This is a genomic window from Fictibacillus phosphorivorans (assembly GCF_023715845.1).
In the GTDB taxonomy this organism is placed as follows: domain Bacteria; phylum Bacillota; class Bacilli; order Bacillales; family Fictibacillaceae; genus Fictibacillus; species Fictibacillus phosphorivorans_D.
Genome location: NZ_JAMBOR010000021.1, coordinates 1 through 21,859 on the forward strand (window position 1 = coordinate 1; position 21,859 = coordinate 21,859).

Here is a 21,859-nt window from a genome sequence, read left to right on the forward strand (position 1 = left end):
TAGAGTTACTTGGTGACGTCCTTCAGTAGTATGCTTAGATAACATGTATATTTCTCCCCTCAAACATTATCTACTTTAATTGTACAATAAAAAAAGCTTGTAGACATGACTTTGTCTACAAGCTGAAGCCAGTATATATACTGGCTCTTAATTAAACGCTTTTTTGTTCTTTACTTTCTGTTTCATAACGGTTACGAGGATGTTCTAAACATTCTTTTGAACATGAACGTTTATGCTTAACTTCACAATCCGTACAGCATACATGTTGTCTGTTACACTCAGGATTTGCGCAGTTAACGTATCGATCTTCTGTTTTACCGCAATAATAACATTTAGCGATTACTACATCTTCTTCAGTGCGGTTGATTGGTACAGCAATACGCTCGTCAAATACGTAACATTTACCATTCCAGAATCGTCCTTTTACTTCAGGATCTTTTCCGTAAGATACGATACCACCCTCAAGTTGTGAAACATCTTTAAAGCCTTCTTTCAGCAGGAAACCAGTGAACTTTTCGCAGCGGATTCCTCCTGTACAATAAGTTAATACTTTCTTATCTTTAAATTCACTTAAGTTTTCACGAACCCATTTAGGGAAATCGCGTGATGCTTTTACATCAGGTTTGATCGCACCTTTAAAATGTCCGATTTCGTATTCATAGTCATTTCGACCATCGATTACGATAACATCTTCATCTTGAAGTGCTTCATAAAACTCTTTTGGAGACAAGCGTTTACCTGAAAGCTCGTTCGGGTTTACGTCTTCTTCAAAGCGCCAAGTTACAAGCTCTTTTTTATGGCGAACAAACATCTTTTTAAATGCATGCTCTTCAACTTCATCTATTTTAAAGACAATATCTTCAAAGCGTGGATCTGCTTTAAGATGATCCATATAGATCTCTGTTTGTTCAAATGTACCTGATACAGTTCCATTGATGCCTTCTGGAGCAACAATAATACGCCCGCGAAGTCCTAAATCCTTACAAAACTTAAGGTGTTCATCCTTAAAGCTTTCTGGATCATCAATCGGTACATACTTATAATACAAAAGTACTCTCATTTTTTCTGACATTATTCATCACCAACCTGCAACGTTAGTTTATTTATGACGCCAAATAAAAAACCACCGGTCTCAATTGCCATTCCCCGTGGTGAGTACCGGATTGAACCGATAATCAATATTCAATTGGATAGTGGCGCGCCCACCAGGATTCGAACCCAGAATACGAGAGCCGAAATCTCGTGTGATATCCATTTCACTATAGGCGCTAATTACCGTCACGATTAATATCATAAACAATAAACAGAAAAAAAACAAGCTTTATTTAAACAAATTATATATATTTTTCTTAATTTACTAAGTGTAACGGAGTGATTTTTTCTTCAGCACTCTGATAGACGGTGATTAACGGTTCCTCAGGATGCCATTTAAAGATTCCTTTTTTTCCATTTAAAATGGCTGGAAAATGGAGTGTAGATGAAAATGCATCTTCAAACCAAACACCGTAAGAAAGAATATTTGAGATAAAAACTTCAGCCTCTAACTCCATATGTTGAATTCTTTTTTCCCATTCTACTTTTTCTTCTGCATTTAAATGAGGCTCAACCTGCTTATACGATTCGTACCAAAGATCGAATTCTCTTTGTAGATTATGTAGAGAATCAAATTGTTTGGATAAGACTGGCAGAAGTTGGTTCGCTTCTTCTAATGTATAACGTTTCATCATTCATGCTCCTTCATATTCTTGTTCGTATTATATCAAATGAAGGTATGCATGCCCACTAAAAACGGCAAGAAGAAAACCTTTTGGTTTCCCAAAAGGCTAAACGGTAAGGCATATTTCTTTTTTTGGATTCTTTAAATCTAAATAAAAATCTCTAACCTTGTCGTCCTCAAGCAGTTCAGGAAAATCTCTTCTGTATTCAGAACTGATTAAAATTTGTTCTACTAAATCAACAGAATCCTTCCTGAGAAGCAGCCTTAATGTTAACCATTTGTCCCTTTTGGATTTTAGATGAAACTTCGTTATAAACAACATGATTCTATCATCACATGTGAACGTCTTATCCTTTTCTTTTCTTAAATTAATATAAGATACCGTTTTCATAGAGAAACACCCTCCTTTAATTTGCGAGCTCTTAATACCATTATTATTCAGTTTTTTCTGAAATATACTTGTCCACGTAATTAATCTAGCTTTTTAATGGACTGGTATTAATAGAACAGCCAAAATTTGCCCCAAAACTTTTTATTTGATTAAATAACCTTATACAAGCAAATATAACTAGGAGCTGTGTTCAATGAAGAAACTGCAAAGAGAAATGGTAATGGGTAATTTTCATTCGATCTTATCAGAATCTGACACATGGAAAATGGGAGGTTTCCCACTTCCGGATGGTTCTTTTCATGAGTTTAGAGAGCCTGAAGCGGTTGTAATCGTCAGAAATGATGAGTTATATGTCAGAGTTAATCCCTTTACTAAATCCCACCCTTCTATACAATTTTTAGATAATGCGAAGCACATGTATTATTCGAAAGAACCTGTGAAAATTCCTGAAGAAGGAAGTATCACATTTAAGTGGAAGATGCGATCACGTCCAATCGGTACAAATCCAGGCGATTTATATGATGGATTCGTTTCTGTGAATTTATTAGATTTTACAACGGGTGCTGCACTTGACTTCTTTGCTGGTAATGATCAGTATGCAAGTGTTTATGCAGTCCTTCCTTTTCCAGGTGTAAAGGTACCTGAAACGGGTAAAACCAAATATTTTTGTGTTTTTAAAGAAGAATCAGCTTTTAAGCATAGAGATTGGAATGAGTATGAGATTTCATATCACCGTGCAACCGATGAAGTTGTTTTCACAGTGAATGGTGAAGTAATTAGAATGGAAAAGAATGTTCCAATCAAGTTTAATGAATTTACAGTTGCCCTTGGTTTAATGACAGAAAAAGATTTATCTCCTGAAGGAAGCACTTCTCTTCATGGGCAAGGAATTATCGGAGAATGGACTCCTATGAAAATCTCAATTGAAGACTAATACAGCAATTCGGCTAATTCCTTCAAAGGTCTGCATGATGCGGGCCTTTTTTTATGTATTCTATAAATAGTATGAAAATTCCTTTTTTTGCGACAGTTTTATATAATAAGTAATAAGTAAATAAGAGAGGAAGCGCCAAAATGTCACAAATCAACGTGTTACAAATAGATGAAATGACACTGGATCAGCTGCAAACCTATTTTGAGAATGAAGGAATAACCTCATCCGAACTTGTTAAATATTACTTAAAACGTATAGCATTATACGATCAATCAGGTCCGACAATTAATTCTATCTTAGAAATAAATCCCGAGGCATTATTCATTGCTCGAAGTCTTGATACTGAGAGGAAAAATAGGGTGATTCGTGGTCCTTTACATGGTGTCCCTGTGCTTCTAAAGTATAATATAGATACAGGCGATCAAATGCATACGAGTGCGGGATCGATAGCCTTAGAAAATCATTACGCAAAGAAAGATGCCTATATTGTAAAAAAGCTTAGGGACGCCGGGGCTGTGATTCTCGGTAAGGCGAATATGACGGAGTGGGCGAACTTCATGGCTTATAATATGCCAAATGGGTACAGTTCAAGGGGTGGACAAGTCTTAAATCCTTATGGTCCGGGTGAACTTGATGTGAGCGGTTCAAGTTCTGGATCAGGAGCAGCGGTAGCTTGTAATTTTACAATGTTAGCTGTTGGAACAGAGACTTCAGGCTCTATCCTCTGCCCAGCTGGAAATAATAATATTGTAGGGATAAAACCTACCGTAGGTCTTGTATCAAGAACAGGAATCATCCCTATCTCTTTTAGCCAAGATACAGCCGGACCAATGGCAAGAAATGTTAAGGATGCAGCTATATTACTCGAGATCTTAACTGGCTATGATCCTGAAGACTCAGCTACACATAGTGCACCGCCTGTGGTTTCCTACATGGAAGGACTGCCTCACGCATCATTAAAGGGCAAACGATTAGGAGTAGCATATGATTTTTGTATAAAAAACTTAAGTGAAATACAAAAATCTGTATTTGATCAAGCTCTTTTTGACCTCTCAAAAGCAGGAGCTGAGATTGTTCATTTAGACCAAATTTCTCCTGTAGAGAAGAAAAACAGTATTGATTATCATGTTTTGCTGCATGAATTTAAATCTGGGATCAATCATTATCTGAAAACAGTATCTCCTTCTTTAGGGTTACAGACCTTATCAGATATCATCGCCTTTAACGAAAAAAACAAAGCAGGTTGTCTAAAATATAATCAAGAATTATTGATTGAAAGTAACAAAACAGGAGGAACGTTAACAAGTCCAGATTATATAAACTCCAGATTGAATGATTTAGAGCATACACAAAACAATGGAATCGATTTAGTCATGCACGAAAATCAGCTTGATGCGCTTATCAGCCCAAATGATGTTTGGTATGGAATCCCCGCAAAAGCTGGCTACCCTTCTATTTCGGTTCCTTCTGGGTTCGATAAGAATGGAATGCCTCTAAGCATCATTTTTACTGCAGAGGCATTCTCAGAGAAAAAATTAATCGAATTTGCGTATGTCTATGAAAAATCGACCCAAATGCGTAAACCGATTAAATTCAGCTAAAAAAGCCGGGGTCATCCCCGGCCAGTGTTTTGATAACCTTATGCGATTTTCTTTAATGCAGAGATAGCCTCTTCAATATCTTCAAAGCTCACATCATAATGTGTGGTTAAACGGATTTGGCCTTCTCCAAATGATACACCAAGAACTCCTTCTCTTTTTAGATCTTCTAAGAATTCTTCATTAGACTTGTTAGTCTTTTCAATATTTAAAATGACTATATTGGTATCTGGCAGACTTTTTAGAGTAAGTCCACTAATTTCCTCTATAGCATTTGCTAATCGTAATGCTTTTTCATGATCTTCAGCTAATCGATCTACCATTTCAGTTAATGAAATAATGCCGCTTGCTGCTAAGAAACCTGCTTGCCTCAAACCGCCGCCAAGGCGTTTTCTCCATTTTCTAGCTTTCTTAATCATCTCTTTCTTTCCTGCTAAAAGTGAACCGACGGGAGAACCTAAACCTTTTGATAAACAAATTTGAACAGAATCACAGTATTGTGTGTAGTCGATAACTTTTTTATTAGATGCTACAGCAGCGTTAAATAATCTTGCACCATCTATATGTACAGGTATAGAAGCCTGTTTAGCCACGTCAAAAATATCTTTCATATTCTCTGTTAAAACGATTGATCCTCCTGAACGATTATGTGTGTTTTCTAGACAGATTAAGGAAGTATCGGGAAAATGAATATCCTCTGATCTTATAGCCGCTTTAACGTCTTTAGGGTCCATGGCCCCTTTATGTCCTGTAACTACACGGGGTTGTACTCCAGCTAAAGCTGAGATCCCTCCCCCTTCGTAATAAAAAATATGAGACTCTGCTTCTACGATGATTTCATCTCCTGGCGAACAATAGCTAAGTACAGCTAATTGATTTCCTTGTGTTCCACTTGTAACAAACAGCGCGTCTTCTTTACCAAGGATTTCTGCCGCAAGTTCTTCCAATTTATTTACCGTTGGATCTTCACCGTAAACATCATCCCCCACAGTTGCTTCATAGATCGCTTGTCTCATTCTTTTGGTCGGCTGTGTAAGTGTATCGCTTCTTAAATCAATCATACTATCACCTTTCGTTTATGTATTTTTTTCCAATACTCCATATAAAAAGCTGGCGTTTCTCTGAATTACGGTAAATCCAAGCTCATTAAATTTGCTGCTGTTTCTGCTGTCTTTTAACACCACTCGCTGTGATGCTACTCTGAAGGCTTCTTTAATAACTTCCGGTGTGAGTACACGATAATCTGCACTCCCTTTTAAGCCTTGTATTCCAGGTGACTGGATACTTGATTCAAACATGGGATCAAAATAGACTACATCAAAGGAATGATCTGATTGTTTTTTTAAGACTTCATAATGGTCACCGTGAACGACTTCAATACGGCGCATGGCATCGTTCATTTCTTTAATACTGCTATCCCATACACTTAACCCACTTTGTACAACAAATGCAATGGCTTTGCTACTCTCAATCCCAGTCACCTTGCCATCCTCACCAGCTACTAAACTGCCAACGATCGAATCAGAACCGAGACCAAGTGTACAATCGAGTAATGACATTCCAGGTTTTAGTTTTGCCGCTTCTACAAAAGCATCTTTATCGCCTCTAAGCAGTTGCTTAACCCTAAACATGGAAGAGTTAGGATGAAAAAAGAACGGAGAACTCCCGTCTTTAGGATGATAAGAAATTTTTTCTACACCGATCATCAGGACATCATCGTTATATTTTTCAATAAATGAAGAGATAGAATGACTGCCTCTCTCCAAAAATGAGCTTTTTAATAACAGTGCTGTTTCTTTCGCTTTTTTAATAATTTTTTCTGCATTTTTTCCTGCTGTTGTTACTATCATAAAGATCATCCTGTCTAAATCAATTGTCTATTTTATTTATGTAACGTAATAGTTGCATATCTCTTAGAACACACCTAAAATATGGGAAGATATGTACAAGGAGGCTCCACCATGAAAAAAAGCTCCCCTTTCCTGAGACTAGGCAGAATTACTTACCGATTCCGTATTGCTATTATAGCATTTTGGATGTTAACTACCATTCTATTAGGCTTTTTTGCAATAAAATTACCTTCTATCTTGAGCGGCAGCGGTTTTGAGATGGAGGGATCTTTCTCAAAGGTTGAAAATATCCTCCAAGAAAGATTTAATCAGCCAAAGTCTTCCGTGATGTTAATCTTTGATTCAAAAAGTTATGAAGCACAAGATGATACATATAAACAATTTGTGAATAACACGCTTAAATCTATGGAAGATGTTGAAGATGCAGTAGGTATCGAGAGTCCTTATGAGGCACCAGACAAAATGATTAAAGACAATGTTTCATTTGCGTCGATTCAGTTTGACAAGAGTTTGAATGATCTGAAGAAATCGATCGATCAAATTAGAGACAGACTGCCGAAAGACCATGATATTACAGTCTCTTTAACTGGCGGTCCTGTAATTGCTGAAGATATGAATACAGCAAGCCAGCAGGATTTAGCACGCGCGGAAGCTATTGGCATTCCTGCTGCGCTCCTTATCCTATTGCTTGCTTTTGGTGGCCTGGTCGCGGCAGGATTGCCGATCATTGTTGGACTAATCAGTGTAGCAAGCTCCCTTGGTTTATTATACTTTTACGGTCAAGAAGCGAACGTAAGTATTTTCTTATTAAATGTTGTTCCGATGATCGGACTGGCATTAGGAATCGATTTTGCCCTCCTGCTCGTTAACCGCTTTAGGGAGGAACTTCATAAGGGGGTTGAAAAAGCAACCGTAATATCTGTACAGACTGCTGGAAGATCGATCGCTTTTTCAGGTTTATGTGTCTTTTTAGGGTTATCAGGAATGCTTCTTATAGATATAGATATTTTTAAAACAGTGGCTATCGGCGGGATGGTAGTTGTTGTATTGTCTGTCTTAATCGCTATTACTTTTCTGCCGGCCTTGCTTGCTATTCTTGGTAAACGAATTAATGCACTTAAAATTCTTAAAATAAAGGAAAATGATCGTTCGATCTGGTATTCATTTGCATCTTTTGTAATGAAACGTCCGGTTATCATGGCATTATTTGCAGCTAGTTTGCTCATTTTTTCAGTAACGCCTGTTAAAGATATGAAACTTTCAATTCCTGAAGCAGAGGCTTTACCTCCTGATTATGAATCAAGAACGGCTTTCGAAAAGTTTGAAAAGACTTTTGGAGAGGATGAATTGTATCCTGTACTCGTTGTTGCAGAGTCGGAAAAATCATTTCTGAAAGATAAAGAGGCATTTCTTTCCTTGGAACGTTTGATAAGAGATCTCGAAGGTCAAAAAGAAATCGCGAAAACAGATTCATTTTTTGATTATACCGATCAGCTGAAGAGCAACGAACTATTTCAATTCCTTCAAACAGAACAAGGAAAACAACAGCTTTCCCCAGCGCTCGATCCATTCGTGAATGATCGTACTGCAGTTGTTCGTGCTTATCTATCTGTAGATGTTACAGGTAAAGACGCAAAACAGTTCGTGAAAGAATGGGAAAGGGAATATGAAGGTCTTAGCTTGACGATCGGCGGGTCAACTAAGTTTAACCAGGAAATCTTTGACGAGATTATTGAGAAAGCTCCGTACGGGCTTGCTGTTGTCCTTGCAGCTACTCTATTTATCTTAATGATTGCATTTAGATCAGTCTTTATTCCGATAAAAGCAATTATTATGAACATGCTAAGTTTATCAGCGACTTTCGGTATGATCGTATGGATTTTTCAAAGCGGTATAATGATGGAGCCCGTGGATATTGGATTAATGATTCCTGTCTTTACATTTGGTATCGTTTTTGGATTAAGTATGGATTACGAAGTGTTCTTAATCTCTAGAATTCAAGAAATGTATGAAGAAACGGGTAATAATGATCATGCAACATTGAAAGGTCTGACATCAACCTCGAAGATTATTACATCTGCAGCGGCAATCATGATCGTTATAACAGGATCTTTTGCTTTCACGGATGTGATGCCTGTTAAGCAGATCGGAATAGCCATTGCGTTAGCCATATTAATCGATGCAACCATCGTAAGGATGATTTTTGTACCTTCATTAATGAAGCTTCTCGGCCATTGGAATTGGTGGATGCCTTTTTCAAAACGACGTAAACCACATAAACAACGAAGCACTCTTCTTTGATAGGAGTGCTTTTTTCTTTAAACAATAGTGGGAAATTAAATTATAATGTCCTATAATAAGAACTAGCTATTTAATTTATAGGGGTGTTTATATGATCGACACAGTTATTATTTTTCTTCTTTCTTATTTGCTAGGCTCAATCCCCTTTGCGCTACTGGTAGGAAAAATCGGTTATGGAATTGATATTCGTCAGCATGGCAGCGGTAATCTAGGCGGCACAAACACGTTTAGGACTCTAGGTAAGAAAGCTGGATTCATTGTTTCTGCAGCAGACGTATTAAAAGGCACCCTAGCTGCTAGCCTGCCCTTTCTGCTGCAAGCAGACCTGCATCCCTTAGTGGCAGGAATCCCTGCCGTTATTGGACATTGTTATCCTGTATTTGCAAATTTTAAAGGCGGAAAAGCTGTAGCTACATCTGGAGGCGTTCTATTATTTGCACAGCCGTTATTATTTCTACTGGTCTTGATTACTTTCTTTGTATCTTTATATATAAGTAAGTATGTATCTCTTTCATCAATCTTAGCTGGTGTGGGCTCAGTAGTCTTAAGTATTATTCTTGCAGATACCATTACAACGTATATCCTTAGTGGTTTTACCCTCTTTTTATTGTACAGACATAGACAAAACATTGTCCGGATTGTTAAGAAAACTGAACCAAAAGTAAAATGGATTTAAGACCGTTCTTTCTGTTAAGAACGGTTTTTTTCTTTCTATTTTTAAAAAATAGGCTCTTCTCCTAAAAAAGTACAGGCGTTTTCACTAAAAATTCCGCATTTGTCCGTGTCGGCTTAGGTAGTCCGGTCATATTGTGTAATGTGACGTTGACCTAGACTTAAATTTGGAGGGACTGAAATGGAAAACAAGAAAATGAATATACCTTATGGTGACAATATGAATATTGGCATGAAGCCAGTTGCAAACGTGCCGATTCATGGCGGATATGGCGGTGGCTATGGTCATGGTCATGGTTATGGTTGTGGATTCTTAATTATTGTTGTTCTATTCATTCTATTAATCATTATCGGTGCTACAGCTTTCCATGGTAAAGACGATTGCGACAAAGATGAGTCATCTTGTCATTAATGTAATTATTTATAAAAAGAAAGAGAGAAGCGGATTCGCTTCTCTCTTTCCATATTCTGTGATAAAATAATCTCACATCATTTTTACAAAATTATCCATTAAGAACAATGCTGATCATAAGCTCCTAAAAGGTTCTCTAGAATCTCTTCTGGTGAATGATTCTCAATGTTATGTCTGTGGATAAAATGAACAACCTTACCCTCTTTTAAAAGAGCCATAGAAGGAGAAGATGGCGGAATATCACCAAAATATTCTCTTATCTGTGCAGTGGCTTCTTTATCTTGTCCCGCAAACACTGTAACCAACTGGTCAGGTTTTACGGAGTGGTTCAATGATGCAACTGCAACAGGACGAGCAAGACCTGCAGCACATCCACATACAGAGTTAATAACAACAAGGGCTGCTCCCTCTGTTTCTTGCATAAAATAATTTACTTCTTCTGGTGTCTTTAATTCTTCAAAACCAGCACGAGTTAATTCATCTCTCATAGGCTGAGCCATTTGTTTCATATATTCTTCATAGGCATTCATCATGTATTCCTCCTGAAAACGAATCATTTACATACAATGTTATTATAGCGTAGATAAGCATTTTTTTTAACTGTTTCGGCCTAACTGATGAATATCCGTGTTTTCTATGATATTTACTTGATGATTAGAATGATGAAAAATGGATTTAATCATTGCTCTGGCAACATCAGTAGATTCGATCGGTTTATATTTTTTTGGAAAAGCAAAAGGCATTGCTGAAAAGATTTTTTCCGCTAATTTTTCTCCGAAACGAAATTCGTGACGATCTCCAATTAATAAGGATGGTCTTACGATTGTTAAATTTTTTAGCTGTAAGTAGATTAATTGTTTCTCCATCTCCCCTTTTACACGATTATAAAAAAAGGAAGAATTCGGACTTGCTCCCATTGCAGAAATAACTGCAATATGTTGAATGTCTAACTTAATTGCCAACTTTGCGAGTTTAACGGGAATATGGAGGTCTACTTCTTTAAATCTTTCTTTTGTTTTTACTTTTTTCATCGTAGTTCCGATACAAATAATCATGCCGTCTGCTTCTACGTTCTCGAGCTCATATTCTGATTTTGTATAATCATACAAAACTTCTTTAACTTTTTCATGTTTAGTTTCGGACACTTTTCGAACAAGTGATATGATTTCTTTGCAATGAGGGTCGGCGATTAACTGCTTTACAACTTCCTTGCCAACCAGACCGCTTGCTCCTGCTACAATAATCGTTTTTGCTTTCATATCTTTAATCCCTTCTGCTTTTAAGAAAATTTTTTTAGTGTATAAAAATATTTTAGACAGGTTGGTGCTACTCTTGGAACATACTTATCTTATCACTGGATTTCCAGGTTTTATAGCTACAAAACTCTTAGAAGCTCTTCAATCCAAGTACCCCTCTTCTCATTTTTATCTATTAATTCTAAAACAAGAGAGAAGGATTGCAGAACAAAAAATGATGGATCACAAAAAGAACATCACTTTAATAGAAGGAGACATAACGAAAGATGGCCTTGGTTTGGCTAAAGAATTGAGACGCGAAATAGCTGAAAAACTAACGCATTGCATCCATCTTGCTGCACTGTATGATTTAACTGCAGCATACGCCCCTTCTTATTCCTGTAATGTTCTTGGTACAGAAAATGTATTAAAATTCGTGATAACGTGTAAAAATCTGAAGCGTTTTGCTTATTTCAGCACTGCTTATGTGTCAGGAGAAGAAAAAGGCCAAGTAGTAGAATCCAACTTGTCAGAACCTAGTAGCTACCGTAACTTTTACGAACAGACAAAGAATGAGGCAGAACGGATCGTAAGGATGCATAGGGATGAACTGCCAATCACTATTTTGAGACCTGGAATTATCGTTGGTGATTCAAAAACCGGACAAACGATAAAGTTTGATGGGCCGTATTTTATGATGAGGTTCTTAAGCAAGCTATCTTCCCTGCCAATCCCATATATCGGTCGATCAACATCTAAAATACACCTTGTACCAGTTGATTTTATCGTGAATGCTTCTGTGTACTTGATTCATGATAAACGGGGTGAATCTAAAACCTACCATTTACTAAGTCCATCATCGCCAAAGATTCAAGAGGCGTATACATTAATCTGCAAAGAGCTTACTGGTAAAAAACCAAGCTGGCAGTTGCCACGATCCATTGCCGATAAACTATTATCGTTATCATTTTTTTCTAAATGGCTTGGTGTACCTCGAGAAATCCTTTCTTACTTTTCACATGAAGCAGATTATGATACTTCTCAGCTCGTTCATGATTTAGAAGGTACAGGTATTACATGCCCGGATTTTGAGGAATATGTGCCGGTACTAGTCCGTTATTACAAAGAAAATGCTTCTGATGTTACATTAAGACGTTATTAAATTTAAGAGGGATGCTCAAAAGTATTTCTACTTGTGAAGCATCCCTCTTTTTTAAACAAGACTGTTATTTACTAACAACTTCTGCACCTAATGTATGTTTAAAATGCGATAAAGCCCATTCATGACCCGGCTGGCTAAAGCTTTGAACAGCATCTTCGTGGATCACAATTGAAAAACCTTTATTGTATGCATCCACTGCAGTATGTAAGACACAAATGTCCGTACACACACCTGTCAGATGGATTTCCCTTATATTTCTCTCCCTTAATTTAACCTCTAACTCCGTCCCTGCAAAAGCGCTGTACCTTGTTTTATCAAGCCATAAAATGTTTTCTTGTGAACGAGCCATGTTTTCAATATATACATCCTTAAGCTTTCCGTAGAGCTCCCTGCCTTCTGTATTCTTAATATTGTGTGGCGGAAACAATTTGCTCTCTGGATGGTAGGGATCATTTTCTTCATGAATATCCACGGCAAAAACCACATAATCGTTATTTTTTATGAAGTCATCAGCGATTGTTGCAATCCTCTCTTCAATCGCCTGACCCGGTTTTCCGCAAGTAAGCTTTCCTTCATCGGCGACAAAATCATTTGTGTAATCAATCACGACTAAAGCTTTCATATTATCCTCCTATTAATCAAGGGTTTCGATCTCAACACTTCGTATTCCATGAATCTTTTTCATATCATCATATAGATCGGTCGTGTACCTTTTTTCATAGATGGACGCTGCCATCTCCATTTTTCGATTATCATTCTCAAGATCTTTAATTCTTACGTTTACAATTTTTACGTTTAGCTCATTTATTTGTTTCATTACTTCACTCATGTTTGATTCAGGTTTTACGATTAACTTTAACTTTATATCGATCTGTCTTAATGCTTTTGGACCTATCCCTTTCATAATTAATGGGATTAATTCGACACTGATCAAAATTAGCAAAGCTCCTGCTGCAGCTTCTTTATAAAAACCAGCTCCTGCAGCGATCCCTAAGCCAGAAGCCCCCCAAATCATAGCAGCTGTTGTTAGTCCTGATATGACATCATTGCTTCTTCGTAAAATTACTCCTGCACCAAGAAAACCTATACCGCTCACGATTTGTGCGGCTAAACGCATAGGGTCCATAACGGTTTGTCCCGATAAAGTCGAGTAATGTTCGGCTGATTCAATGCTTACAATGGTGAGCAAACAACTGCTTATTGAGATGACAAGACTTGTTTTAAGACCTACGGGTTTGTTCTTTAATTCTCGTTCAATTCCGATCATTAATCCAAATAATGCGGATATTCCTAATTTGATTAAGACAACACTCATGATGTTAGCACCTCTTCTCTGTAATTTGCCCTTACTTAATAATACGCAAACAAAAGCATATATTCCTTCAACAATAAACCTAGATTCATTGAAATGGATATCGTTTTCCGTTTATAATTAAAAAAGCTCTATTATCTGAAAATAAAAATAATTCTGTTAAGGGGGGTGTCCTTCAGTAATCTTCAATTTAAATAAAAGGAGGAAACGGCGTGTTACCTAAAAGACAGAAGAATTATAATGAACCAAGGTACAGCGAAATCGTCAAATCCAATGATTTTAAACAACTGATGGAAGAGAAGAAGCGTTTTATTTTACCGATGACATTGTTCTTTTTAGTGTTTTATTTCAGCCTTCCCTTACTAACAGCTTATTCAGATGTTTTAAACAACAAAGCAATCGGAGACATTTCTTGGGCATGGATATTCGCCTTTGCCCAATTTATTATGACATGGGCGTTATGTATGATTTACACCAAAAAAGCAAAACGATTTGATGAACTTGCAGATAAAGTTGTTACGGAAATGGACAAGGAGGTCTCCTCATGAATGGAACAGCATTCACACTATTCTTGGTAATCGTCTTCCTCACATTAGTCATTACATATTTTGCTTCCAAAAGGACGAATACAACGAGTGATTTTTATACAGCTGATGGTGGACTAACTGGAATGCAGAATGGATTAGCCATCGCAGGAGATTATATGTCAGCTGCTTCATTTCTAGGTATTGCAGGTTCCATCGCATTAGCCGGATTTGATGGTTTCTTTTATAGTATCGGATTTCTAGTTGCTTATCTGGTTGTTTTATATTTAGTAGCTGAACCTCTTCGGAATTTAGGGAAATATACAATGGCTGATATGATCGCTGCTCGTTTCAATGATAAAAAAGTTCGCGGTGTCGCAGCATTGAATACGATGTCCATCTCAACCTTCTATATGGTTGCTCAGCTTGTGGGTGCAGGAGCTCTGATTAAACTTCTCCTAGGTATTGAGTATATCTATTCTGTCCTCATCGTTGGCGTTTTGATGACGGTGTATGTTGTATTTGGCGGAATGACCGCGACGTCTTGGGTTCAAATTGTAAAAGCTGTTCTTTTGATGATCGGAACTTTTATTATTTCTGTAATGGTTTTTGCCAAGTTTGGGTTTAGTTTTACAGAAATGTTTACGCAAGTCAAAGCGTCTACTGCTTTAGGAGATTCTTTCTTGAATCCTGGCAACAAGTTTAAGGATCCGCTCGATACGATTTCGTTGAATTTAGCCCTTGTATTAGGAACAGCTGGACTTCCTCATATACTTATAAGGTTTTTCACTGTTAAAGATGCACCAACCGCTAGAAAGTCGGTTGTTTATGCAACCTGGCTGATCGGTGCTTTTTATATCATGACAATCTTCTTAGGATTTGGTGCTGCAGCTTTTGTTGGACAAGATAACATCGTAGCAGCAAATGCCGCAGGTAATATGGCCGCTCCTCTATTGGCACAAGTACTAGGCGGTGAGTTCTTGTTCGCATTCGTATCCGCTGTTGCTTTCGCGACGATTTTGGCAGTCGTTGCAGGTTTAGTTTTATCAGCAGCTTCAGCGTTTGCTCATGACTTTTATACTCACATCATCCGCAAAGGTAAAGCTACGGAGAAAGAGCAGATGAAAGCAGCGAAATGGGCTTCTATCGGAGTTGCGATTTTATCGATTATACTGGCTCTATTCGCTCAAAAATTGAATGTAGCTTTCTTGGTTTCATTGGCATTTGCCGTCGCAGCTAGCGCAAATCTTCCTATAATTTTATTGACGATTTTTTGGAAGCGCTTCAACACGGGGGGTGCTGTTACAGGAATGATCGTAGGTTTATTAAGTTCTCTAATCCTTGTAGCCTTATCTCCAAGTGTCTGGTCCCCTGTAGAAGGAGCAGCCATTTTAACAGGTGAACCAATATTCCCTCTTGAAAACCCTGGAATTGTTTCGATCCCGCTTGGTTTCTTAGGTGCAATCGTAGGTACATTGCTATCTAAGCCTTCTGACGAAGAGAAATTTAATGAAATTCTTGTAAAAGCGAATACAGGTTCAGGTCTACGTAAAGGTGCATAAAGGAAAAAACCGGCTGTCATTCAGCCGGTTTTTCACTTGTTTCTGCTTCTTTTGGAACGAACGGAAAAAACAATATACCAGAAGCAAGAAGGGCAACTCCAAATAGGAATGTTTTAATATCTGCTGTACCTGCATAGATGACCCACATTGAGTAAATCGCTGCCAATCCTGCAATAATTCCATCTACAGTTCTTTTGTTGCCGGACTCCCCATATGTCTCCCCTTTTATTACGAGTTTTAATTGATAAAAGGAGGCGACAATATACGGAACTAAAAACGCAAGTGTTGCGATAAAAATCATAAAATCAAAGGCCTGTGCCATGGATTGTGAAACAACTGAAAATAAAAAGAGCTGTGTACATAAGTTTGTAACCCATAAAGAGAATACAGGTGCTCCATTTTTATTTTCCTTAAGAAAAGCAGGTATAAACATTTTTTGCTGTGCAGCCTGAAAAGGTACTTCAGCCGAAAGCAATACCCAGCCGATCGTTGCCCCTAATAAAGAAAGGACTCCTAGAAGTGCCATGATCATACTTCCAGATGGACCGATTGCAGCCATTAGCGCATCGACCAGTGGCTTTTGAGAAACAACTAATTCATTTTGAGTAAGAGTTCCCATAACCAAAAGTGTAATACTTAAATAAAGTGCTAATGCGATTAAAAGCCCCAAAATGGTTGCTATTTTTACATCGCTTTTTTTTCTAGCACGTGTTGAGAATACAACTGCAGATTCAACTCCAACAAATGCCCAAAGAGTCGCAATGGCTGCATTGTTGATCTGACTTAAAAATCCATTCGTTACCCCGCCTTCAGCTTTAACTGGCTCGTAGAACGGAAGAAGGTTGCTGCTTTGAAAAGCATACATACATGCTAAAATGAATAATAAGAACCCGATTATTTTCGCAGCTGTAGCAATAAAGTTTACTTTTCCCGCACCTTCAATCCCATTTAAGATGAGTATATGCACTCCCCATAGAAGTACCGTACATACGACAAATGTGATAACTCCCCCTGTTGTGACCGTTGTTCCCATCACTCGAAATAAAGCTTGAGAACTTGTCATAATAGGAAAGAAAGTAGATAAATAACTAGAAAAAGTTGTAATAATAGCAACGTTACCTGACCAGTTTGCTACCCAGTAGCCCCAGCTGACAAGATAACCACTTAGTAAGGAGGATTTCTTGTTTTCTCCGAATAATGCTTTCGCATAGTTTTGCGGACCACCATTTAATTCCGGCTTTCTGAGAGATAAATTACCAAAAACCAGTGCTGTCATTAACACGCCGAAACCTGTGATGACCCAAGCAGAAATAACCCCAGCAGGACTTGCAACTTCTGCTAAAGATCGAGGAAGCATGAAAATTCCTGATCCGACCATATTTCCGACCACCAAGGCTGTTAAAACCCATAAACCTAAATTCCTTCTCAATGAAATACCACCTTTCAATCATCATCTATTTTACCCCATGGGCAGAAATTCAACTCGGAGTCGTTTTAAAACATTCATTTTTTGAACAAAAAAAAGAGCCTTTTTGAGGCTCTCAGTATCTTTAAATTTGAAGATATGTTTTACCGTTTTCCTGTATGATTTTCTCTTCCTTCAGAAGCTTACCAAGTGCTCTTTTAAAAGCAGCTTTACTCATTTGGAACGTTTCTTTGATTTCATCTGGTGATGACTTATCCGTTAAAGGCATCTGTCCTTTATTTTCTCGAAGGTATTGATAAATACGCTCTGCATCTTCACTATAAGCGACTTCTTTTCGAGCTTTCATGGACAAATTAATTCGTCCATCTTCCCGTACATAAGCGACTCTTGCGCCTAGCTTTTGTCCTAAGCGCGGTTTAACTTTCAATTCATCATTATGAATAAATCCAATATGCTGTTCATCTGTAAATACTAACACACCAGATTCGTTGATTTTATAAACATACCCGGATGTTTGTTTGTTAAACATCTCTTCAGTCGCAGCTTCTGCTTGTTCTACCATCTCTTCCTCGGTAGCCAAATCTGCAAAAAGTCGACCTTTTTTATCAAGTTTCATACCCGCATACAATTTATCTCCAATATGTGGCCATTCATCCCAAGATTGGGGGAGATCGTCTTTTGAAAGAAGGAGATCTTTTTTAATGCCCATATGCAAAAATACGCCAAGTTTATGATTAACTCCTGCCACTTCCAACCAGGCTAAAGAGTCAAGTCTTACTTTTGGAATGGTTTCAGTCGCTGCTAGTCTTCCTTCATGGTCCTGATACAGAAAGACTTCAACATTTGATCCTTCCTCATATTTTCCCTTCGCTTCAGCTTTATGTAAAAGCACTTCTTTTCCATCTTCTAAATCTAAAACATATCCTAAATCTGAATCTCTAAGTACTTTGAGTGTATATACTAATCCAGGCTTTTTTGGTTCCATCGTTTCATTCCTTTTCTGTTGATCAATCTTGTTTTTATTCACCACATCACTCTGTGAAGAATTTTCGAAAAAAAGAAAAACCTACATAGTAGGTTTTCGCCTTCTTCATCTTAATTATTCATCTTTAGTATCTTTTGCTGCCTCAAGCTCCATAAGTTTTTTTACAAGAATGTGTTGAGGCATATGCATTAACTGCTCTAGCGGTACATTTAATTCTTTTGCTAATCTAACTGCAGTTTCAGCCGATAGTTGTAATGGTTTCATATCCTTCCCTCCAGCAAAAAGTATAACAGAAATATGAAAGGTTAAATCGATGTTTTAGAATAAACCTACTGCTTTACCATCTTCCGTTACATCCATGTTATTCGCAGCAGGAACTTTTGGGAGTCCAGGCATCGTCATTACATCACCTGTTAACGCCACAATAAATCCAGCCCCAATAGAAGGTTTTAATTCTCTAATCGTTATTGTAAAGTTTTCGGGGCGGCCAAGTTTTTTAGGGTCATCTGAGAAAGAATACTGAGTTTTAGCCATACAAACAGGTAGTTTGTCCCAACCAAAATCACTATATTGCTTCATTTGTTTTAATGCTTTAGGTGAAAATTGAACCTCACCTGCCCCATACACCTTTTTACAGATCATCTCAATTTTTTCTGAAATCGATAAATCAAGATCGTATAAAGGACGATAGTCATTCTTCTCATTTTCAATTGTCTCAATGACTCGTCTTGCAAGACCTTCTCCGCCTTCTCCACCTTTTGCCCAGACATCAGCTTCCTCGGAAGCGATTCCTCTATTGCTGCACCAATCTTTGATAAAAGAAATTTCTTCTTCCGTGTCTGTAACAAACTTATTGATGGCTACAACGACTGGGACTCCAAATTGTTTTAATGTATCAAGGTGTTTTTCAAGGTTTGGCATTCCTTTTTCAAGCGCAGCAAGATCAGGATTTTTCAAGTACTCTTTCGCTAATCCTCCATGCATCTTAAGGGCCCTTACGGTAGCAACAATTACGACTGCACTAGGATTGATACCTGCGTATCTTGCTTTAATATCTAAAAATTTCTCCGCACCTAGATCAGCACCGAATCCTGCTTCAGTAACTACCATATCACCTAGTTTGGACGCAAGTTTCGTTGCAATAACACTGTTGCACCCATGGGCGATGTTTGCAAAAGGACCGCCATGAACCAACGCAGGTGTATTTTCGAGTGTTTGAACAATATTCGGACGGAGCGCATCTTTTAACAGAAGTGTTAGAGCACCGTGTGCATTCAAATCGCCTGCTGTAACAGGTTCATTGTCATAATCAAAAGCAACAACCATTTTAGACAGTCTAAGCTTTAAATCTTCCAGGTTATTAGCCAAGCAGAATATGGCCATGATCTCTGAAGCAACAGTAATATCAAAACCGTCTTCCCGAGGTACACCTTGAACGGGACCACCTAACCCGATGACAATTTTTCTTAAAGCGCGATCATTCATATCTAAAGCGCGTTTCCAAACGATTCTACGCGGATCAATATTTAATGCATTTCCTTGGTGGATATGATTATCAATTAGTGCAGCCAGAGCATTATTAGCAGTGGTGATCGCATGAAGGTCACCTGTAAAATGAAGGTTTATATCTTCCATTGGCATTACTTGTGAGTAACCTCCACCTGCTGCTCCGCCTTTAATCCCCATGCTAGGACCAAGGGAAGGTTCCCGTAGAGCGATAATCGTTTTCTTTCCAACACGGTTAAGGGCTTGTCCAAGACCTACTGTTACAGTAGATTTCCCCTCCCCTGCTGGTGTTGGACTGATTGCTGTAACTAAGACTACTTTTCCATCCTCGACATTTTGAAGCTTTTGAAATAGATCTAAAGATAGTTTCCCTTTGTATCTTCCATAAGGTTCCCAATCATCTTCATCAATTCCCAGATGTCCTACAATTTCTTCAATGCGCAGCATCTTGGCTGATTGGGCAATCTCGATATCACTTTTATACGTAACCTTTTCTAGCATGTTGATTTGACCCTCCATATGTAAAATTATCTCCACTCCCTATTGTATATGAAATAGGTTTGCGATGCGATTAGTTTTTATACACGTAACTTTGATTCGTTTAATTTACTTCCATTCAGGTTATCGTATAATAGAAATGGAAAGATATTCTTAAGGAGGTACATACATGGCAAGAATTGATGTACAAGGTTATGGAACGTATAACGTTGAAAATGGGAAAAAACTAGTCCTAGCGTTAGAAGACAATGGAATTGATATTCTTCACCGCTGTGGAGGAAAAGCAAGATGTACAACATGTCGTGTTGAAGTTTTGTCTGGAGACCTTGGTCCAATAGGGGAAAAAGAAGCGAACATCATTGAAACAAAAGGCTTATCTGAAAACGTTAGACTATCCTGCCAAGTTTGTGTAAGTTCAGATGCGTCCATCAAACCTGTATTGACGGCAACATCTGAAGGATTAGATGCTGGTCCTCGTCCTGACGAAGAATGCGAATAAAAGGCTCGAACTCAAAAGTGTAACAGCTTTTGAGTTCAATCCTCTTTTTTTGTAAAACAAGAGTTAAAATGACGTTTTGAAAATGTCTGAATCAGCAAGTTTGCGCGAAAAACTACCTGTCCTGCTCGAAAATCAAAGTTTTTGCGCGTAGCTCGACGCTTCTGTGCGAAACGAGGGTCATCTTGCGCGAACGTGTAACAGAATAAAAGAACACGTACCGTTAAAATGCATTCGGAACTTTTAATTGAATAAAAAGAAGGCTGACATGGTCAGCCTCGCTATCTAAAACTTCATCGAGGGACTAAAACCTACCTTTTCCCTTCCCATTCTTCAAAAAACTGCTCTAAGAATTTTTCTAAAAAGGCATGACGTTCATCGGCCATTTTTTTTCCGATTTCCGTGTTCATCTTATCTTTTAACTTTAATAATTTTTCATAAAAGTGGTTAACCGCAGTACTTTTTTCATTTCGGTATTGATCTTTTGTCATCTTTTCTCTGACAGGAATATTAGGATCATACATTAGTTGTCCTTTTGCTCCAGAATAAGCAAAAGTTCTTCCTATCCCAATAGCACCTATTGCATCCAATCTGTCCGCATCTTGGACAACTTTTCCTTCAATCGTTTGCATAGGAGACTGATTTCCACCTTTAAATGACATTGTGCTGATAATGGATACTATATGGTCTATGTATTTACTTTCCAAGGCGATGGATTCGAGCCATAATTTAACCTCTTTTAGTCCTTCCTCTTCTGTGCCCGCTATTTTTTCATCCGCTATATCATGCAGTAATGCGGCCATTACACAAATGAAGCGATCAGCACCTTCATGCTCTGCGATCGTTTCTGCCAGCTTTGTTACACGGTAAATATGGTACCAGTCGTGTCCACTACTTTCATCTTTTAATTTTTCTCTAACAAATTCCTCGGTTTTTTCTATTATGGAATTACTCATTTATTACCCCACTATACAAGATTGGTTCATTTCTCGGCTCGACTGTAAATGATCGAGCCATTCATAAGCGCGCTTTTTTGAACGGACACCTTCTTGAACAAAGGATTCAAGAAGTGCAATAAAATAACTCGCATCAAACGATAATTGCTTGACGAGCGTAACTTCTAAAGCTATCTTCACTTGTGATTCAGTTGCTTCCGTATAATGCTTCCCAAAATCAATAAAATGAAGATCACCATCTGAAAGGCGGAAACCTTTTGAAGCTAGCCATGCTACATAATCTTCTAGAATGTTTGCTGCCATATTTTAACCAACCCCAAAG

24 protein-coding genes and 1 tRNA gene are annotated in these 21,859 nt (G+C 37.9%); 9 read left to right on the forward strand and 16 right to left on the reverse strand.

Features of this window, described 5'->3' with window-relative positions; genetic code table 11:
* Positions 1-151: 151 nt before the first annotated feature.
* From M3206_RS14825 to M3206_RS14840, 4 genes are all read right to left on the reverse strand, one after another.
* Positions 152-1,072, reverse strand: coding sequence for a rhodanese-related sulfurtransferase (locus M3206_RS14825; protein ID WP_285876989.1), 921 nt, complete (start codon positions 1,070-1,072; stop codon positions 152-154).
* Between the two features lie 122 nt (positions 1,073-1,194).
* A tRNA-Arg gene (locus M3206_RS14830) sits at positions 1,195-1,269 on the reverse strand.
* An 80-nt stretch (positions 1,270-1,349) separates the two neighbouring features.
* Positions 1,350-1,724: a DUF2203 domain-containing protein gene (locus M3206_RS14835; protein WP_251313311.1), complete on the reverse strand. Its 375-nt coding sequence runs from the start codon at positions 1,722-1,724 to the stop codon at positions 1,350-1,352.
* Positions 1,725-1,823: 99 nt separating this feature from the next.
* On the reverse strand, positions 1,824-2,108 hold the full coding sequence (locus M3206_RS14840; RefSeq protein ID WP_251313312.1) for a hypothetical protein: 285 nt from the start codon (positions 2,106-2,108) through the stop codon (positions 1,824-1,826).
* A 193-nt stretch (positions 2,109-2,301) separates the two neighbouring features.
* Here M3206_RS14840 and M3206_RS14845 point away from each other — a divergent pair, with 193 nt between their 5' ends.
* Positions 2,302-3,042 (forward strand): DUF6081 family protein, encoded by a 741-nt coding sequence (locus tag M3206_RS14845; RefSeq protein ID WP_251313313.1) that lies wholly within the window; start codon positions 2,302-2,304, stop codon positions 3,040-3,042.
* A gap of 140 nt (positions 3,043-3,182) precedes the next feature.
* Entirely contained in the window at positions 3,183-4,643 is a 1,461-nt protein-coding gene (locus M3206_RS14850) for an amidase family protein (RefSeq protein WP_251313314.1), read from the forward strand.
* A gap of 38 nt (positions 4,644-4,681) precedes the next feature.
* Here M3206_RS14850 and ltaE read toward each other — a convergent pair whose 3' ends face one another.
* Both ltaE and M3206_RS14860 read right to left on the reverse strand, forming a co-directional pair.
* On the reverse strand, positions 4,682-5,701 hold the full coding sequence (ltaE, locus tag M3206_RS14855; protein WP_251313315.1) for a low-specificity L-threonine aldolase: 1,020 nt from the start codon (positions 5,699-5,701) through the stop codon (positions 4,682-4,684).
* Between the two features lie 15 nt (positions 5,702-5,716).
* Entirely contained in the window at positions 5,717-6,490 is a 774-nt protein-coding gene (locus tag M3206_RS14860; RefSeq protein ID WP_251313316.1) for a class I SAM-dependent methyltransferase, read from the reverse strand.
* Between the two features lie 111 nt (positions 6,491-6,601).
* On the opposite strand from M3206_RS14860, the gene M3206_RS14865 reads away from it, so the two are divergent.
* The 3 genes from M3206_RS14865 (at position 6,602) to M3206_RS14875 (ending at position 9,875) form a co-directional block, all read left to right on the forward strand.
* A complete protein-coding gene (locus M3206_RS14865; RefSeq protein ID WP_251313317.1) occupies positions 6,602-8,791 on the forward strand; it encodes an MMPL family transporter in 2,190 nt (729 codons plus the stop codon).
* Between the two features lie 91 nt (positions 8,792-8,882).
* Entirely contained in the window at positions 8,883-9,467 is a 585-nt protein-coding gene (gene plsY / locus M3206_RS14870) for a glycerol-3-phosphate 1-O-acyltransferase PlsY (RefSeq protein WP_251313318.1), read from the forward strand.
* 228 nt (positions 9,468-9,695) lie between these two features.
* The gene (locus tag M3206_RS14875) at positions 9,696-9,875 is read left to right on the forward strand and encodes a YjcZ family sporulation protein (protein ID WP_285876991.1); all 180 of its coding nucleotides are present in this window, start codon (positions 9,696-9,698) and stop codon (positions 9,873-9,875) included.
* Between the two features lie 98 nt (positions 9,876-9,973).
* Here M3206_RS14875 and M3206_RS14880 read toward each other — a convergent pair whose 3' ends face one another.
* On the reverse strand, positions 9,974-10,408 hold the full coding sequence (locus M3206_RS14880) for a BrxA/BrxB family bacilliredoxin (RefSeq protein WP_251313319.1): 435 nt from the start codon (positions 10,406-10,408) through the stop codon (positions 9,974-9,976).
* Positions 10,409-10,471: 63 nt separating this feature from the next.
* On the reverse strand, positions 10,472-11,134 hold the full coding sequence (locus M3206_RS14885) for an NAD(P)H-binding protein (RefSeq protein WP_251313320.1): 663 nt from the start codon (positions 11,132-11,134) through the stop codon (positions 10,472-10,474).
* A 73-nt stretch (positions 11,135-11,207) separates the two neighbouring features.
* Here M3206_RS14885 and M3206_RS14890 point away from each other — a divergent pair, with 73 nt between their 5' ends.
* On the forward strand, positions 11,208-12,272 hold the full coding sequence (locus M3206_RS14890; protein ID WP_251313321.1) for an SDR family oxidoreductase: 1,065 nt from the start codon (positions 11,208-11,210) through the stop codon (positions 12,270-12,272).
* Between the two features lie 64 nt (positions 12,273-12,336).
* On the opposite strand, the gene M3206_RS14895 is transcribed toward M3206_RS14890, so the two are convergent.
* Positions 12,337-12,894, reverse strand: a complete 558-nt coding sequence (locus M3206_RS14895; RefSeq protein WP_251313322.1) for a cysteine hydrolase family protein — start codon at positions 12,892-12,894, stop codon at positions 12,337-12,339.
* 12 nt (positions 12,895-12,906) lie between these two features.
* The gene (locus M3206_RS14900; RefSeq protein ID WP_251313323.1) at positions 12,907-13,587 is read right to left on the reverse strand and encodes an MgtC/SapB family protein; all 681 of its coding nucleotides are present in this window, start codon (positions 13,585-13,587) and stop codon (positions 12,907-12,909) included.
* Between the two features lie 209 nt (positions 13,588-13,796).
* Here M3206_RS14900 and M3206_RS14905 point away from each other — a divergent pair, with 209 nt between their 5' ends.
* Together M3206_RS14905 and M3206_RS14910 are read left to right on the forward strand one after the other, a co-directional pair.
* Entirely contained in the window at positions 13,797-14,132 is a 336-nt protein-coding gene (locus M3206_RS14905; RefSeq protein WP_251313324.1) for a DUF485 domain-containing protein, read from the forward strand.
* Positions 14,129-15,670 (forward strand): solute symporter family protein, encoded by a 1,542-nt coding sequence (locus M3206_RS14910; RefSeq protein WP_251313325.1) that lies wholly within the window; start codon positions 14,129-14,131, stop codon positions 15,668-15,670. Before M3206_RS14905 ends, M3206_RS14910 begins: the two co-directional genes overlap by 4 nt.
* Before the next feature lie 16 nt (positions 15,671-15,686).
* Here the strand turns inward: M3206_RS14910 and M3206_RS14915 are convergent, their stop codons facing one another.
* The 4 genes from M3206_RS14915 to M3206_RS14930 all read right to left on the reverse strand — a co-directional run bounded on the left by M3206_RS14915 (position 15,687) and on the right by M3206_RS14930 (position 20,088).
* Entirely contained in the window at positions 15,687-17,105 is a 1,419-nt protein-coding gene (locus tag M3206_RS14915; protein WP_251313377.1) for an amino acid permease, read from the reverse strand.
* Between the two features lie 115 nt (positions 17,106-17,220).
* Positions 17,221-18,081 (reverse strand): CvfB family protein, encoded by an 861-nt coding sequence (locus tag M3206_RS14920; RefSeq protein WP_251313326.1) that lies wholly within the window; start codon positions 18,079-18,081, stop codon positions 17,221-17,223.
* 114 nt (positions 18,082-18,195) lie between these two features.
* Positions 18,196-18,345: a YycC family protein gene (locus M3206_RS14925; RefSeq protein WP_251313327.1), complete on the reverse strand. Its 150-nt coding sequence runs from the start codon at positions 18,343-18,345 to the stop codon at positions 18,196-18,198.
* Between the two features lie 54 nt (positions 18,346-18,399).
* The gene (locus tag M3206_RS14930; protein WP_251313328.1) at positions 18,400-20,088 is read right to left on the reverse strand and encodes a formate--tetrahydrofolate ligase; all 1,689 of its coding nucleotides are present in this window, start codon (positions 20,086-20,088) and stop codon (positions 18,400-18,402) included.
* Between the two features lie 166 nt (positions 20,089-20,254).
* Between M3206_RS14930 and M3206_RS14935 the strand changes: the two genes are divergently transcribed.
* On the forward strand, positions 20,255-20,584 hold the full coding sequence (locus M3206_RS14935) for a 2Fe-2S iron-sulfur cluster-binding protein (RefSeq protein ID WP_251313329.1): 330 nt from the start codon (positions 20,255-20,257) through the stop codon (positions 20,582-20,584).
* 308 nt (positions 20,585-20,892) lie between these two features.
* Here the strand turns inward: M3206_RS14935 and M3206_RS14940 are convergent, their stop codons facing one another.
* Positions 20,893-21,537, reverse strand: coding sequence for an HD domain-containing protein (locus tag M3206_RS14940; RefSeq protein WP_251313330.1), 645 nt, complete (start codon positions 21,535-21,537; stop codon positions 20,893-20,895).
* Between the two features lie 3 nt (positions 21,538-21,540).
* Positions 21,541-21,840: a DUF6123 family protein gene (locus M3206_RS14945; protein ID WP_251313331.1), complete on the reverse strand. Its 300-nt coding sequence runs from the start codon at positions 21,838-21,840 to the stop codon at positions 21,541-21,543.
* Positions 21,841-21,859: the final 19 nt, after the last annotated feature.